The sequence below is a fragment of the Rossellomorea vietnamensis genome (assembly GCF_001305855.1).
GTDB classification, from domain to species: Bacteria; Bacillota; Bacilli; order Bacillales; family Bacillaceae_B; genus Rossellomorea; species Rossellomorea vietnamensis_A.
Window position 1 is genome coordinate 123912 of record NZ_LIXZ01000009.1, and the last position, 16320, is coordinate 140231.

Genomic DNA, 16320 nt, shown 5'->3' on the forward strand with positions numbered 1-16320 from the left:
AGCGGAAATCAACCAACGCGTCACTTTGTATAGAAACAAAGATTAAGAAACAGCTTTTAACCTACTTCCTTTACCACTTTAGTGTAAACGCTTTCTTTTTCATCCGGATTATCATATTCTAGAATAGTAGTTACTTAGACTTAAAGGGAATACTGGGAGGAATACTGCATGAAAGAAGAGAAACGTTTTGAAACTAGAGTGATTCACGAGGGATATCAATCGTCTCAACATTTTGATAGTTTAGCACCTCCATTATACCAAACTTCTACTTATACCTTCGCAAATGCGAAACAAGGTGAAAATCGATTCGCCGGTGAAGAAGAAGGATATATATATTCAAGACTGGGGAATCCGACGGTAGCGATCTTGGAAGAACGGATGGCATCCTTGGAAGGGGGAGAAGCGGCTCTCGCCTTCGGTTCAGGTATGGCGGCCGTAAGCGCAGTGCTGTTTTCCCTGACAAAATCAGGTGATCACATCCTTTGCTCCCAAGGAGTGTACGGATGTACGTTCGGTTTACTAGAGCTCCTCCAGGAGAAATTTGCGATCGGACATGATTTTTCTTCCATGGATTCAGAAGAGGAGATCCGCGGGAAAATTACGGAAAATACCAGCTGCATCTATGTGGAAACCCCGATCAACCCGACGATGCAGCTCATTGATCTGGAACTCGTTGTGAAGGTTGCGAAGGAAAAGGGGATTCCGGTCGTAGTCGATAATACGTTCTGTTCACCGTATTTGCAACGACCGCTGGAGCTTGGATGCGACATCGTCATCCACAGCGCAACGAAATATATCGGTGGCCATGGGGATGTCGTCGCCGGCCTCGTCGTCGGTTCACAGGAGAAGGTGGCCGAGATCCGGATGACGACTCAGAAGGATATCGGAGGAATCATTTCCCCATTTGATGCATGGTTGCTGTTGCGGGGATTAAAGACCCTGGCTGTACGAATGGATCGCCATTGTGAGAGTGCTGAAAAGATTGCCGATCTTTTAGCCGACCATCCGGCAGTTGAAAATGTCATTTACCCCGGACATGAGAGTCATCCTCAGCACGGGGTCATGAAGAAGCAGATGAAAAAACCGGGCGGGATGATTTCCTTTACGCTGAAAGGGTCCAAGGAAGAAGCCCAGAAGTTCATGGATGATCTCGAAATGATCAAGATCGCCGTCAGCCTGGGAGATGCCGAGACGCTGATTCAGCATCCGGCCACCATGACTCATGCCGTCGTACCTGAAGAGTCAAGAAAGAGCATGGGGATCAATGATTCACTTCTGAGGCTCTCTGTAGGGCTTGAAGCACCGGAGGATATTTGGAGTGATTTATTGCAGGCGTTGGATAAAGCCTAATAAAAAACAGGAAGGAACCGTCCAATGGTTCCTTCCTGTTTTTTTCTATTATTTTTCCACATAGGCTTGCTTGGATTTCTTTGTACTGACTCCATAAAGCTCGAACATGATCCCATAAAGGAAGACCGATAAAAATATAGAGCTTGTCATGTCGAGGATAAAATGCTGTTTCACAAACAGGGTGGAAAGGATGATCAGTGATCCCATCACCGGCGCAAATACAGTGTGGAACAGATGTTTATCCTTAATATTGAAATTTCCGAGAATGATGGCAAATGTCGTTAAAACATGGATGCTTGGAAACGCATTATAAGGCTGGTCATGACTATAGATCATCCGGACAAGGTCGACAAACAACCCGTCACCCGCAACATCGGGGCGTGGTACCGTCGTTTGAAAATAAAAGTAGATGACAAAACACACCAATTCACCGATGACAATGATGCCAAGGGTCTTCAGGAATGTCTGGACATCTTTATACCAAAAATAAAAAAGGTATCCTAAAATAAAGGCGTACCATAATATATACGGCACAATGAAAACCGGCACGAATGGGATCCATTCATCAATGGTCGTAGATAGGATGACCGCTTCCCGGGCATCCGTATTCAATAGTGTATATAAATAACCTAATGCCGGCATCACCAGCAAACATAATAAATAGGGTAAGTCTTTTATCTTAGCTTTCATATCACACCTCTTTTTACCTATACTCCATTCTGGATATTGTATGGGATATCACTGTGTAAAGTTCTCATGTATGTTACTCTTTTCCCTTTAAGGAGGGGAGGAAAACGTGAACTTTTTAGCAAGTCACCGAATTTATTCCAGCAAAAAACACCCTGTCGGAAATATCATATTCCCGGCAGGGCTTTATCCCTATTATACAGTATTAAAGATGTCTTAAAAGTTCTTCTGTGAATATTTCCAAATACTTTTGGTCATCTTCGTCAAATCGTGCTTTTTCAGGGCTGTCGATGTCGAGGACCCCGATCAGTTTACCGTCTTTGACGAGAGGGATGACGATTTCGGATTGGGAGGCAGCGTCGCAGGCGATGTGGCCGGGGAATTGATGGACATCCTCGATCCGCAGCGTTTTCTGCTCACTGGCGGCCGTACCGCAAACCCCTCTTCCCAATGGAATCCTTACACATGCAGGAAGTCCCTGGAAAGGCCCGAGTACCAATTGATTGCTTTCTTCCTCAACCAAATAAAAGCCAACCCAATTAATACGGTCCATGAATTGGTTCAGTAAGGCGGAAGCATTGCTCAAATTCGCGATCTGATTCGATTCACCTTCCAATAAAGCCTTCAATTGTTTCGTGACAAGACCAAAGCCCTGTTCCTTTGTACCTTGATATTTTTCTGCTTGAAACATCATAAACTCCCCCAATTCTACATATTCTGCGCTATTTCATGTCTAAGCGTTATCGCAGGAACCCCAAGCGACAAATCCTGTCGAGAAATACTTAAAGGAAAACCATACGAAAACACGAATTCTTAGTGTAAACAATTTATAATAGAAACATCTATTGAACCATTTTTAGCATATTTTTTCATAACCTTCAATGATTTAGTTTAATTCTGAGAAGTTTTTATACATTGATCCTCGCCACTGTTTTTTTCATTCGCCTAATATACAAGAAAGAAGGGGAAATATGAAAAAACTAGATACCTCCAAGTCGACCAAAGAGTGCATTTTCAATTCGGCTGTGTACCTGTTTTATGATCATGGTTTCGATGGGACGTCCGTCAGGGATATTGCGAAGAGGGCGGGCGTGAATCCAGCTACGATTTCCTATTACTTCAAAGGCAAGCAGGGAGTATTGGAAGCGTGCTTCACCCATTTCTTTGAACCGTATTTGCGTTTCCTTCAGGAAGAGGTGGAGGCGTTGAATTATGTCAGTGCCGATCTGTGCCTGAAGCGGGCCGTCTATAAAATATTGAAATTCCAAAGCGAAAATCATCAACTATCCCGATTCATCTGGAGGGAGGTATCCATCGATTCCCAGGTGGTCCGGGAAATCATTTCTTCCTATTTAATGAAAGAAAGGCATTATATGAAACGGCTATTCGAACAGGGGATGAAGGACCATGCCTTGAAAAAACAGCCCGTCAGCTTCCTCGTCATCCAGCTCAAGTCCATGCTGACGATGCCATTCCTTCACAGCCAGCAGTTAAGGGAAGTGTGGCAGATGTTCCCTCAGGAATATTACTTCATTGATCAATATTATAAAAACATTGATCAGTGGATCGATCTCCTCCTCGTTTCTGAAGCGAAAGAAGTCATGAAGAAAGAGCTGATCATCTGAAAGAAAGACCTCTTCTCAGGTTGAAGAAGAGGTCTTTCTTTTTATTATTTCATCAAGGCTCTTCCCTGATTCAGGCCGTCAGCCGTGTGGGCATCAGATCCATAGACGATTTTGATCCCCAACGCGCGCGCCTGTTTGATGACATCCGGCGGCGGATAGGACTCCCCGCAATATGGTTTCACGAAGCCCGCCCCGTTATAGTCAAGCTCCAAATCCCTTGCGGCCATTTCCTGAAGGATAAGGGAAATATCATCAGAAAACGTCCGGGAAGAAGGAAACATCTGCTGAAATTTCGTAACGAGGGTGATGTGACCGATACGCTTCGGCTTATAAAAGCCTAAGTCTGACTGGATCGATTTCAGTACCGTTTTATAATACCGCTTATAGATCTCATCAACCGACCCATAATAACTCATCATGGATTCGAACACTTCGGGGCTGAAATCAAGACAATCCCACTTCCCGCGGTGCTGTAAAAAATGAACAGAAAGAATGCTGTCATCCATCCGCGGCCCGTAGATCGAAAGGAATTCTGCCGTCTCTTTTTCAAACCCTTCAATATAATCGACCTCGAGCCCGGAGCGGATCGTGATCCGGTCCTTGTATCTCTCCTTCAAGCTGTCAAGTGTTTCAAAATAGTCCTCCAGACGAGAAGGATCCATCCCACTGTCCTGTTCAGGCGTCGTATCCCTGAACCCAACCGGCAGCGGAGCATGCTCCGTAAACGTTATACCATTATAACCAAGAGCCATCGCCCTCTCCACATACATCTCAAAAGAATCCGTACTTCCATGCGGACAAAAAGGCGTATGCACATGCCCATCAACCTTAGTCATCAAACTTCACTTCCTTGTTCTAATAATCATTAGTTCTTTTAAAATGGAAAATGATAGAGATATTGTAAATTTCATAGGGGAATAAAGAGAATGAAATCACTAGCCCCAATTGCAAAAGTAAGTAGAAACTAGATAAGTTGATTGGAGTGGAAGATGCTCGACTCCTGCGGGAAACGCTGGACAGGTGAGACCCCGCAGGCGCAGCCGAGGAGGCTCACCGCCAGCCCCGCGGAAAGCGAGCAGCTGGAACGGAAATCAACCACCACTCACTCATCCTACCGATGTAAAATGCTACTCTACATAGGCACCAAATCTAATAATAATGTTCAATTCCCCTTATTTTTGCTAAAATTGACTTTTTATCACTGAAAAATTAGAAATTAATAGTCAAAAAATGTCGTTAACATGGTATCATTATAGCAATGACAAATTATTAATGAAACATTCACATTCATATAGATGTCTACTGAATAGTTGAACAGGGGGCTTAAGATGCAATACGTCATCGCTGGAATAATACTTATCTTAATCGTATTCCTAATCGGATTTATCTCTAGAAAGAAATATTACGCCGAAATCGATCGGTATGAAGCCTGGAAAATCGATATCATGAACAAACCGGTTTCAGACGAACTTTCCAGAGTGAAGCAACTGAATATGACAGGTCAGACAGAAGAATTGTTTGACGGCTGGAGACAGGGATGGGATGAGATTGTTGCTGTGCAGCTTCCTGATGTTGAAGAACTACTATTCGATGCAGAAGAGTACACCGATAAATTTCGCTTTAATAAAACCAAAGAGATCCTGTCCAGAATCGATCAGGTTCTCACCGATACCGAAAAGAAAATCGAGCAGATCCTGAGCGAATTAAATGAATTGGTCGGCAGCGAAGAGAAGAACCGCGAGGAAATCGAGGCTCTTCAAGAAGAATTCCGTAACAGCAAGAAACAATTGCTCGCCTATCGTCATACATATGGTCAAACGGCAAAGCACATAGAAGCTGTCCTTGATAAGCTTTCTGAACAAATCAAACAGTTCAATGAGCTGACGGAGCAGGGGAATTATCTGGATGCAAGGGAGATCGTGCTTAGCCTTGCAGAGGAAATGAAAGATATTGCATACAAAATGGAGACGGTACCGAAACTGATCACCGACTTTGAAAACGTATTGCCTTCCCAATTATCCGAGCTTGAAGCAGGATATGTCGAGATGAAGGATCAGGGATACACCCTTGATCATATTGAGGTGGACAAAGAAGTGGCCTCGTTGAAGGAAACCCTGCAACACTTTAATAAAAATCTTGAGGAGCTTCAGGTCGAAGAAGTGGAAGAAGGCATGCAGGAAATAAAAGTGAAGGTCGAAAACCTTTACGATTTACTGGAAAAAGAAGTCCATGCCAAACATTTTGTAGAGCAGTACAGAGACCAGACGACGGAAGGACTCATCAAGGCAAAGGAAGACAATGATGATATTCAATCGGAAGTCAGTATCGTGAAACAAGGCTACCATCTTCATGATACGGACCTTAGTACACCGGACGAGATTGATAAGAAGATCATCCAGCTTTCAAAACGACATGAAATGCTGATGCACAAGGAAGAAACGAATGCGACGGCATTCTCGAATTTAAGTGACGAGCTGAAAGAAATCAGAAGTGGACTGGAAGAACTGAATCAACAGCAAAGTGAGTTCTCCGTCTATTTGCAGAACCTTCGTAAAGATGAATTGGCCACAAGGGAAAAAATCCAGGAGCTTAAGAAAAAGGTGGCTGAAGCAAGCCGGATGATTTCAAAAAGCAATGTACCCGGATTACCGGCCGATTACAAGGATCTTCTTGATGAAGTCCACCGCAAGATCGAACAAGTGAATGCGAGCTTAACGGAAAAGCCTTTAAACATGAAGTTCATCCAGGAAACCTTATTGGGTGCTGAGGATACGGTCGACCATTTCTATATGAAAACGGGAGACCTGATCGAGAATGTTCTCTTATCCGAGAAGATCATTCAATATGGAAATCGCTACCGCAGCAAATACAGTTCGGTACGGGAAGGTCTTCAGACGGCTGAACAAGCCTTCCGTCAATATGATTACCGCAGAGCGTTGGAAGAAGCGGCCACAACCATCGAGAAGGTGGAGCCGGGCGCACTGAAGAAAATCGAGAAAATGATGGATCTTGAAGACAGATCATAATAAAAAGGACTGATGTAGACGTTTCAATCTACATCAGTCCTTTTTTCATTGGACGATTGAATTCAACTGGCTTCGATCGTCCGTTTGGTTTGTCCTAGGAGTGCGGCAATGACGAATCCGATGATGGCACCGATCATAGCCGGGACAAGCCAGCCGATTCCCTGAGTATAAAAGGGAAGGAATTCAAGTGATTGGCTGACGGCTGTCACATCAATGCCGGCGGTCTTGATACCATCGATCAAACTGATGAGACCTGTTGGAATCAATGCCCCTACATAAACAAGGGAGTAACCGTTGAATCCATTATGCATGAATGATAGAAGAATCAGTACAATCGCCAAGGGATAAATGAATATGAGAACAGGTAATGATACGGCAATCAACTGGGTCAATCCGATATTGGCGATGATCATGCTGAATAGAGAAATGATGATCACCAATTTAGGATAAGATACCGGCAGGATTTTCACGAAAAATTGTGCACATGCCGATACAAGTCCGACTGATGTCGTAATGCACGCAAACGTAATCGCAAGTCCGAGGATGATCGTCCCCATTGAACCGAATAAATGGCTCGCTGCAGCTGAAAGGATCGCTCCACCGTTTGCCTGCACGCCGATGGAATCCGTGCTGCTCGCACCGATATAGCTTAAAGATAAATACACAAGGGCAAGTCCTGCGGCCGCAATGAATCCAGCAATGATCGTGATGCGGGTCAGGCTGGACTTATTGGTGATACCGCGGTCTTTAATGGAATTGATGACGACAATCCCGAACACTAAAGCAGCGATCGTATCCATGGTCAGGTATCCTTCAATGAAGCCCTTGAATAATGGTCCATCCTGATAGGCTTCATGCGGTGTACCGAATTCCCCCATCGGACTGATGATACTTTTGACCACTAAGATTGTCAGGATGACGATAAGGGAAGGTGTCAAGATCTTCCCGATCCGGTCAACAAGCTTTGACGGATTCATCGCAAGCCATGCCGTCAAACCGAAGAAGATAATCGTATAAATCAGTAAAGGAACTCCATATTTCGCTGTTTCTTCAGGTAAAAATGGGATGACCCCGATTTCATAGGCGACGGTTCCGGTCCGTGGTATTCCGAAGAACGGCCCGATTGCCAGGTACATAACAATTGTAAAGATAAGTCCGAATAATGGATGTACTCGGCTTGCGAGTGTCTGAAGATCGCCTCCGGATTTCGCAATGGCGATGACACCGAGTAGTGGAAGCCCCACTCCCGTCATAAGAAAGCCGATGATACCCGTCCAGACATGTTCTCCGGCCTGCTGCCCCAGGAATGGCGGGAAGATCATATTACCTGCTCCAAGAAAAAGAGCGAAGAGCATTAATCCAATCGTCAAGATCTGACTGAATGATAGCGACTTCTCGTTCATATATACCCCTCCGTTTGTAATCGTTATCATAAGCAAAAATATCTTATCATAAGTTTGTAGAAAAATGTCGAAAAACTAAATAGTCTTACAATTTAGTATATTTAAATAACTTCGATTTCTGTTACCTTTAAGATTCTCGCAAAAATTCTGTCATTTTTCAATAATAATTTTTGGTAAATGAAAAAATATTTGTGACTGATATGTTAAATCGTTTTTCTACTATAATTTATTCTCCCGCCAAAATGAATTTCATTTGGGATGGGCAGGATTTATGGTAAGATTAATGATTGAGTATAAAAGCGTCATGTAAAAGAAGGTGTAAACTTTGATCTATTTTGATAATAGTGCGACAACCAAGCCATATAAGGAAGTACTGGACACATTCCTGAAAGTAAATGAAAGCTATTATGCCAATCCATCGTCCATCCATTCATTCGGAGGGCAGGTGGAAAAGTTAGTTCAACAATCCAGGGAGCAGATCGCTTCTTTATTAAGAATAAAGGCTAAAGAGGTATTCTTCACCTCTGGCGGGACTGAATCAAATAATCTGGCGATAAAAGGAACCGCCCTGCAATACGGGAACAGAGGGAAACACATCATTACGACTAAAGTTGAGCATCCTTCCGTCATCAACGCCTTTAAGCAGTTAGAATCGTTTGGTTACACAGCCACGTACCTCGACGTGGATGCAGAAGGCAAGGTCCTTCCCTCAGAATTGAAAGAGGCGATTCAGGATGACACGATCCTTGTTTCGGTGATGCAGGTGAATAATGAGATCGGGAGCGTCCAGCCCATCAGGGAAATCGCTGAGATCCTGAAAAGTTATCCAAAAGTCATCTTTCATGTCGATGCAGTACAGGCCTGCGGGAAGGTCCCCCTTATTCTCGACGAAAAGCTCATCGATTTATGCAGCCTGTCCGCTCATAAAATTCATGGCATCAAAGGGACCGGCATGCTTTATGTGAGGGACGGACTTGAGATTTCGCCTATCCTCTCAGGTGGCGAGCAGGAAGGGAACCTGCGAAGCGGCACGGAAAACACCGGCGGCATCGTCTCTTTCGCAAAGGCACTCCGGATGCATATGGAAGAAAGCAAACAGAAGTTGGTTATAATGGAAGAAAACCAACAATTCCTGAGGAAAGAGCTGGAGAAAATCCAAGGTGTGACGGTTCATACACCGGTACGGGATCATGCACCGCATATCCTGAATTTTTCAGTGGCGGATTTTAAAGGGGAAGTACTCATTCACGCCCTCGATCAGCATGAAGTGTACGTATCGACAACAAGCGCTTGTTCATCAAAGCAAAGCAAACCAAGTCAGACCCTCTTATCCATGGGTGTAGCGGACAACCTTGCCGGTAATTCGATCCGGATCAGCCTGTCCTTCCATAACACAATGAAAGAATGCCAAGAATTCATTGAATTACTAAAAAAAGAAATCGAAACTTTACAACATACAATGAGGAGATCAAGATGAAATATAATCGCATACTCGTACGATACGGTGAAATTTCGACCAAAGGAAGAAACCGTAAAATGTTCACAGCCAAGCTCCGTGAAAATATCCTGCACACGCTGAAGGATTTCCCGACGATTTCCGTTGCGGCGAGCAGAGATCGCCTCCACATCCAATTGGGAGATGAAAACGCAGAGGAAATCATCCCGAGACTTGAAAAAATCTTCGGGATCCAATCATTCAGTCCTGTCGTTAAAGTCCCTCAAAATATGGAGGACATCATGAAAGCAGGACTTGCTCTCGTCGAAAAGAGCTTTTCCCCGGGCAAAACCTTTAAAGTGGCTGCCAGAAGAGCGGATAAAAAGTTTGAACTCGACACGAATGAATTAAATTATGAAGTAGGGTCCTATATCCTCCGCAATTTGGACGGATTAAAGGTCGATGTGAAAAATCCCGATATTCAACTTAATGTTGAAGTAAGAAAAGAAGGCGTATATCTTTCTTCTGAAATTTATCAAGGGTCCACCGGGATGCCGGTCGGGGCGAGCGGGAAAGCGATGCTGATGCTTTCAGGCGGAATCGACAGTCCCGTCGCCGGATATCTGACGATGAAAAGAGGAGTGGAGATCGAAGCCGTCCATTTTCACAGCCCTCCGTTTACAAGTGAACGGGCGAAGCAAAAGGTAATCGACCTTTCGAAGAAGCTCTCTGCCTTCAGCGGAAAAGTGAAGCTTCACATCGTCCCATTTACGAAAGTGCAGCAAACGATCCATGATCAGGTTCCTGAAAATTATACGATGACGTCAACACGACGGATGATGCTGAGGATCGCGGATCAAATCCGTGAGAAGAATGAAGGACTGGCCCTCATTACCGGGGAAAGCCTCGGCCAGGTGGCGAGTCAGACGTTAGAAAGCATGCAGGCGATTAACGACGTGACGAACACACCGGTGTTAAGACCTCTCATCGCCATGGACAAGCTTGAAATCATCGACATCGCCCAGAAGATCGATACCCATGATATTTCGATTCTGCCTTACGAAGATTGCTGTACGATATTCACGCCGCCTGCACCGAAGACAAGACCTAAAAAAGAAAAAGTGGAGTACTATGAAAGCTTCGTTGATTTCGAAACGCTGCTTAAAGAAGCTGTAGACGGTATAGAAACGATGACAATCGACGGTTCGACCAGTTCCGATACAGAAAAGACCTTTGACGAATTACTCTAAAAATTTAGGATAATTTACCAAAGAAAATCCTTGTATGAAGCCATGTGTTTTTACACAATCTATATTCAACAAGGAGGTGAAAACACATGGCAAACAACAACAGTTCAAATCAATTAGTAGCTCCAGGAGCTCAACAAGCAATCGACCAAATGAAATACGAAATCGCTTCTGAATTCGGAGTTCAACTTGGTCCAGATGCAACAGCACGCGCTAACGGTTCTGTAGGTGGTGAAATCACTAAACGTTTAGTTCAAATGGCTGAACAACAAATCGGTGGCGGATACTCAAAATAATTAAATACAATGGCTACAAGGAGCGGGATTCCCCGCTCCTTTTCTATTTGTATAAAAAAGAAATTTGTTTTCGTGGTTCAATCTAAAGACGATCAAATCGTATAAAATTTTTTGTCTCACTTTTTACACCGCTGTTGATTTCCGTGCAAGACTTCGCTTTCCTCGGGCGGAAGGCAAGCCTCCTCGTCGCTCTCGCTCCTGCGGGGTCTTACCTATTCCGCTTTTCCCGTAGGAGTCTTCGTCTTGCACTCCAATCAACAGCTAGAGCCGGCTAAATACACATCATACCCTTTTACAAAAACAACAAAAAATCCAAAGATTTTGTTTGGAATAATCCAGTGCCTTTAATTGCATTGTTATCTTGGTCATCATCCATAATAATTGTTAAAAATTCTGATGTTTATCCTTTTATGAATTATAAAACCAATGTTGATTGGAGCGGAAGGTGCTCGACTCCTGCGGGAAACGCTGGACAGGTGAGACCCCGGAGGCGCAGCCGAGGAGGCTCACCGCCAGCCCCGTGGAAAGCGAGCACCTGGAGCGGAAATCAACTACTACTCACTTCTTAAGTTATGTTTGTCGAAAAACCTCATATTTTGCTTATGAGCAAAATATAACCAAATAATTTTAAAAATTTAAATTATTTTGTATAATAGAGAAGAATCGACAAACAAGGGGGAGTCATACGTGAAGAGGGAAGAATTGATCGCACCGGAAAAGTATAATTTGGTGGAAGAGGTAGAGAAGTTTGCAAGTGATGGAGAGAAGCTTGCCATCAAGTGGGAAAATGAAGAAGGTAAAAAAGAAGACATTACATACAAACAATTATTAAAGAATGTAAATAAAATTGGAAACGTTTTCTCAGGGAAGGGGCTTGAAAAAGGGGACGTCATCCTTGTCATGGTTCCCCGCTTAATTGAAGCCTATGCTGTCTATCTTGCAGCATTGAAATCCGGATTAGTCGTTATTCCAAGCTCTGAGATGCTGCGGACGAAGGATCTCGAGTACCGGATCGATCATGGGGATGTGAAGGGAATCGTGGCGTATTCTCCATTCGTGGAGCAGTTTGAAAACGTAAGGGGCATGGAAAATCTCAAGAAGTTCGTAGTGGGGGAAAAGCAGGACGGTTGGATTGCCATTGAAGAAGAAATGAAATCAGCCTCTGAAGACCTTGCATTCGCCGATACGAAACGGGACGATATGGCCTTCCTATCGTACACGTCAGGAACGACGGGGAATCCCAAAGGGGTTGTCCACACACACGGATGGGCATACGCTCACCTGAAAACTGCGGCACGTGAATGGTTGTGCATCGAAGAAGGGGATACGGTGTGGGCAACGGCAGGCCCTGGCTGGCAAAAGTGGATTTGGAGTCCGTTCCTGTCTGTCCTCGGTTCAGGTGCCACTGGTCTTGTGTACCAAGGGAAATTCGACCCGAACAAATATCTTCAAATGCTTGAGGACAATCACGTCAACGTCCTGTGCTGTACGCCTACAGAGTATCGCCTGATGGCCAAAGTGGATAACCTCGGAACATATAAGCTCGATCACCTGCACAGCGCCGTGTCGGCTGGAGAGCCTTTGAACAGGGAAGTGATCGATGCCTTCAAGAGACACTTCGAGATCGAAGTCCGTGACGGCTACGGTCAAACGGAGAATACCCTCCTTGTCGGAATCATGAAAGGGATGGAACTGAAACCGGGATCAATGGGGAAACCGACCCCTGGAAACAGGGTCGAAATCATCAATGATGAAGGCTACCCTTGTGAAACAGGTGAAGTGGGAGACATCGCGGTTCACGTGGAAACGCCTGCCCTGTTCAAAAATTATTATAAAGATCCTGAGCGTACGGCCATGCAGTTCAGGGGAGATTACTATATTACGGGAGATAAAGCGAAGAAGGATGAAGACGGGTATTTCTGGTTTGAAGGGCGTGGGGACGATATCATCATCAGCTCAGGCTACACGATCGGACCTTTCGAAGTGGAAGATGCCCTCGTGAAGCATCCATCGGTTCAGGAATGTGCCGTCGTAGGAAGTCCCGATGAAGTAAGGGGACTGATCGTAAAGGCGTTTGTCGTCTTGCGTGAAGATGTGGATCAGGAGGATCCCGAGCTGATTCCTTCCCTTCAACAGCATGTGAAAGACTTAACGGCCCCTTACAAATATCCGCGTAAGATTGAATTTGTGAAGGAACTGCCGAAAACGACGTCAGGAAAAATCAGAAGAATCGAACTGAGACAAAAAGAACTGAGTTCAGTGAAAAACTGATAGTGGATAGGGGGCCATCAAGGCTCCCTATTTTTTATGGTTTTTATCATTTCAGAATCTTCCTATAATATGATACATTTGAGAAATAGACTTTTAGGAAAGAAGGCAATGCATCATGGGAACTTTATGGAGAAACGGTACCATCTATACAATGCAGCAAGAAGGACATCATGTTGAGGCGGTTTTTACAGAGAATGGTCTGATCAAAGGATTGGGCACGACGGAAGAATTAGAGAAGAAGTTCACGATTGATTCAGTAGTGGATTTAGAGCAGAAGGTCATGTTTCCCGGATTTGTCGACAGTCACATGCATCTCATCGGTCATGGTGAGACGCTGATGAGACTCGATCTTTCCAGTATGAACAGCAAGCGTGAAGTGCTGGATGCCATCAAGGAAAAAGCCAAAGGCGTCGAAGAAGGAAAATGGATCATCGGGGAAGGTTGGAATGAGAATCTATGGAGTGACGCGGAGGTATTGACCAAACAGGAAATCGATGCAGTCGTTCCGAACCATCCGGTGCTTCTGAAACGGATCTGCCGGCACGCCATGGTGGTGAATTCACTTGCCTTCCAACATGCAGGCATCGACGAGAACACCCCGAATCCTGAAGGCGGTTTGATCGAACGAGATGACGAAGGCGGATTGAATGGTTTATTAAAGGATAAGGCACAGGATCTCATGGTCGATGCCCTGCCTGCCATTTCGCCCGAGTATCTCGTCGAAGCCCTGACCAAAGGGATCGAAAGCTGCTGGGAGAATGGATTGGTCGGCGGACATACAGAGGACCTGAGCTATTACGGAAACTTCAAGAAAACATACAATGCTTTCCTCGAGACCATCAACGAAGGAAAAAGAAAATTCAGGGCGCATCTTCTCGTCCATCATGAAGTGATTGAAGGTTGGAAGGAAGATGGGCATCAGTTCCTGAGCGGAAATGAATTCATTGAATTTGGCGCCATGAAAATTTTCGCGGATGGAGCATTGGGTGGCAGGACGGCACTCTTAAGCTATCCATATGCCGATGATCCAAGCACGACGGGAGTCAGCATCCATACGAACGAACGGCTTCTGGAACTTGTGAAGAAAGCAAGAAAGTATGAATTGCCGATTGCTGTCCATACGATCGGGGATCAGGCATTTGAAAATGTCGTCGACAGCATCCTGGAGGCACCAAGCCTTCATGGTAGACGGGACCGGCTCATCCATGCCCAGATCCTCCGTAAAGAACTGATCGAGAAGATCAAAGGGCTGCCCCTCATCCTGGATATTCAACCGAGATTTGTGGCATCGGATTTCCCATGGGTCGTTGAACGACTCGGAAAAGAAAATATGAAGTACAACTATGCGTGGAAAACGCTTCTTGATGAAGGCATCCCATGTGCAGGCGGGTCGGATGCCCCGATCGAACCGATCAATCCACTTTGGGGAATTCATGCGGCCGTTACCCGCACGAACCCGCTGGACCCAGACAGGACCGTGTATCGTCCGGAAGAAAAACTGACGATGTTTGAAGCAATATCCCTTTTCACAAAGGGAAGCGCGTATGCCTGTCACCATGAAGAGGATCGGGGAGAGATCCGTGAAGGATACACAGCAGACTTCACCGTCTTGGATATCGACCCATTCAACGTCGAAACGGACCAAATACTTGGCAAAGTCGTCGATATGACAATCGTTGACGAGACCATCGTCTATAAAAAAAATAAATAATCATTGCCCCCAAAACTGTTCACCGATATAATGGAGATATTTCGGAAATAGAAATAGTTTTGGGGGTGTTTTTATGAAGCAAGATCAAGCCGGGATCCTGTATACGGCGTTTTCATACTTATTATGGGGGATTCTGCCGATCTATTGGAAATGGGTCAATCATGTGTCGGCGGATGAAATCCTCGCCAATCGTATCTTTTGGTCTTTCTGGTTCATGCTTCTCTTTTTGTTCGTCAGCAAGCGTTGGAAGGAATTCACCAACTATCTGAAAACATCTCTCACTAAAAAGAAGCAGTTATTCGCTTTGCTGCTTGCTTCACTACTGATCAGTACGAACTGGTTTATCTACATATGGGCCGTGAATACGAATCAAATGGTGGAAGCAAGCCTAGGTTACTATATCAATCCGCTCGTCAGCGTGCTGCTGGGTGTATTCATCCTGAAGGAAAGTCTCTCGAAGGCACAGATCATTTCCTTTGGCTTAGCGGCGATCGGGGTGCTCATCCTGACTCTTTCATATGGGGAATTCCCATGGATCGCCATCGGTCTCGCATTCTCTTTCGGTCTTTACGGATTAGCCAAAAAGCTCATCCAGGTGGAATCATCCATCGGGCTCACACTCGAAACGATGACCATCGCACCCCTATCCCTGATCTACCTTGGGTACATGTACAAAGAAGGAACCCTTTCCCTCTTCCACGTTTCAGCAGGGACGGACCTCTTATTGATGGGAGCCGGGGCAGCGACAGCGATTCCATTGTTGTTTTTCTCCAAGGGTGCCCAGCAGATCCCGCTCTACATGGTCGGATTTCTGCAATATATCGCCCCGACGATCACATTGATACTCGGTATATTCATGTATCATGAAGAGTTTTCTGTTACCCATCTCGTATCGTTCATGTTCATCTGGCTCGCATTGACGGTCTTCACCGCGTCGCGTGTCCAGTATGCGAGAAAGCGCAGACGGGATGCCAGATTGTCGGCATGATGAAAAACGCTCCAGTCTTTTTTGACTGGAGCGTTTTTGTTGTGCGCCCGGCATGGGTGTGATCTATAGGGTGAGAGTCCCGAGCCGTGAAGACAGTTGTAGCGGTTAGCTTAACGCAAGGGTGTCCGGGGCGACCCGGAATCTGAAGGAAGCGGGCGGCAAACCTCCGGTCCGAGGAACACGAATCTCATATAAGGCTTGTTGCACTGGATAAGTCTGCAATACAAGATGAAGTCCGAACTGTCGAAGGTGCAGAAAGTAAATGAGGCGGATAGATGGAG

13 protein-coding genes are annotated in these 16320 nt (G+C 45.1%); 9 read left to right on the plus strand and 4 right to left on the minus strand.

All coding sequences use genetic code 11. The annotated features are described in order from the left end of the window. The first annotated feature begins 168 nt into the window (after window positions 1–168). Complete coding sequence (gene megL, locus AM506_RS13400) at window positions 169–1350, plus strand: methionine gamma-lyase (protein ID WP_060672986.1); 1182 nt, start codon at window positions 169–171, stop codon at window positions 1348–1350. Between the two features lie 48 nt (window positions 1351–1398). On the opposite strand, the gene AM506_RS13405 is transcribed toward megL, so the two are convergent. Both AM506_RS13405 and AM506_RS13410 read right to left on the minus strand, forming a co-directional pair. After that, window positions 1399–2040, minus strand: a complete 642-nt coding sequence (locus tag AM506_RS13405) for a phosphatase PAP2 family protein (protein WP_060672987.1) — start codon at window positions 2038–2040, stop codon at window positions 1399–1401. A gap of 202 nt (window positions 2041–2242) precedes the next feature. Beyond that, window positions 2243–2728, minus strand: a complete 486-nt coding sequence (locus AM506_RS13410) for a GAF domain-containing protein (RefSeq protein ID WP_060672988.1) — start codon at window positions 2726–2728, stop codon at window positions 2243–2245. 280 nt (window positions 2729–3008) lie between these two features. Between AM506_RS13410 and refZ the strand changes: the two genes are divergently transcribed. Beyond that, window positions 3009–3662, plus strand: a complete 654-nt coding sequence (gene refZ, locus AM506_RS13415; protein ID WP_060672989.1) for a forespore capture DNA-binding protein RefZ — start codon at window positions 3009–3011, stop codon at window positions 3660–3662. Between the two features lie 44 nt (window positions 3663–3706). Here refZ and hisJ read toward each other — a convergent pair whose 3' ends face one another. Next, entirely contained in the window at window positions 3707–4498 is a 792-nt protein-coding gene (gene hisJ / locus AM506_RS13420) for a histidinol-phosphatase HisJ (protein ID WP_060672990.1), read from the minus strand. Between the two features lie 492 nt (window positions 4499–4990). On the opposite strand from hisJ, the gene ezrA reads away from it, so the two are divergent. Further along, on the plus strand, window positions 4991–6688 hold the full coding sequence (gene ezrA / locus AM506_RS13425) for a septation ring formation regulator EzrA (protein WP_060672991.1): 1698 nt from the start codon (window positions 4991–4993) through the stop codon (window positions 6686–6688). A 62-nt stretch (window positions 6689–6750) separates the two neighbouring features. Here ezrA and brnQ read toward each other — a convergent pair whose 3' ends face one another. Continuing rightward, entirely contained in the window at window positions 6751–8091 is a 1341-nt protein-coding gene (gene brnQ, locus AM506_RS13430) for a branched-chain amino acid transport system II carrier protein (RefSeq protein WP_060672992.1), read from the minus strand. A gap of 325 nt (window positions 8092–8416) precedes the next feature. Between brnQ and AM506_RS13435 the strand changes: the two genes are divergently transcribed. The 6 genes from AM506_RS13435 (at window position 8417) to rarD (ending at window position 16039) form a co-directional block, all read left to right on the plus strand. Further along, window positions 8417–9568 (plus strand): cysteine desulfurase family protein, encoded by a 1152-nt coding sequence (locus tag AM506_RS13435; RefSeq protein WP_060672993.1) that lies wholly within the window; start codon window positions 8417–8419, stop codon window positions 9566–9568. Continuing rightward, a complete protein-coding gene (thiI, locus tag AM506_RS13440; protein ID WP_060672994.1) occupies window positions 9565–10776 on the plus strand; it encodes a tRNA uracil 4-sulfurtransferase ThiI in 1212 nt (403 codons plus the stop codon). Before AM506_RS13435 ends, thiI begins: the two co-directional genes overlap by 4 nt. 86 nt (window positions 10777–10862) lie before the next feature. After that, window positions 10863–11069, plus strand: a complete 207-nt coding sequence (locus AM506_RS13445; RefSeq protein WP_060672995.1) for an alpha/beta-type small acid-soluble spore protein — start codon at window positions 10863–10865, stop codon at window positions 11067–11069. A 687-nt stretch (window positions 11070–11756) separates the two neighbouring features. Next, entirely contained in the window at window positions 11757–13340 is a 1584-nt protein-coding gene (gene mbcS / locus AM506_RS13450) for an acyl-CoA synthetase MbcS (RefSeq protein WP_060672996.1), read from the plus strand. 115 nt (window positions 13341–13455) lie between these two features. Continuing rightward, window positions 13456–15051 (plus strand): amidohydrolase, encoded by a 1596-nt coding sequence (locus AM506_RS13455; RefSeq protein ID WP_060672997.1) that lies wholly within the window; start codon window positions 13456–13458, stop codon window positions 15049–15051. A 73-nt stretch (window positions 15052–15124) separates the two neighbouring features. Further along, the gene (gene rarD, locus AM506_RS13460) at window positions 15125–16039 is read left to right on the plus strand and encodes an EamA family transporter RarD (RefSeq protein ID WP_060672998.1); all 915 of its coding nucleotides are present in this window, start codon (window positions 15125–15127) and stop codon (window positions 16037–16039) included. The last annotated feature ends 281 nt before the right edge of the window (window positions 16040–16320 follow it).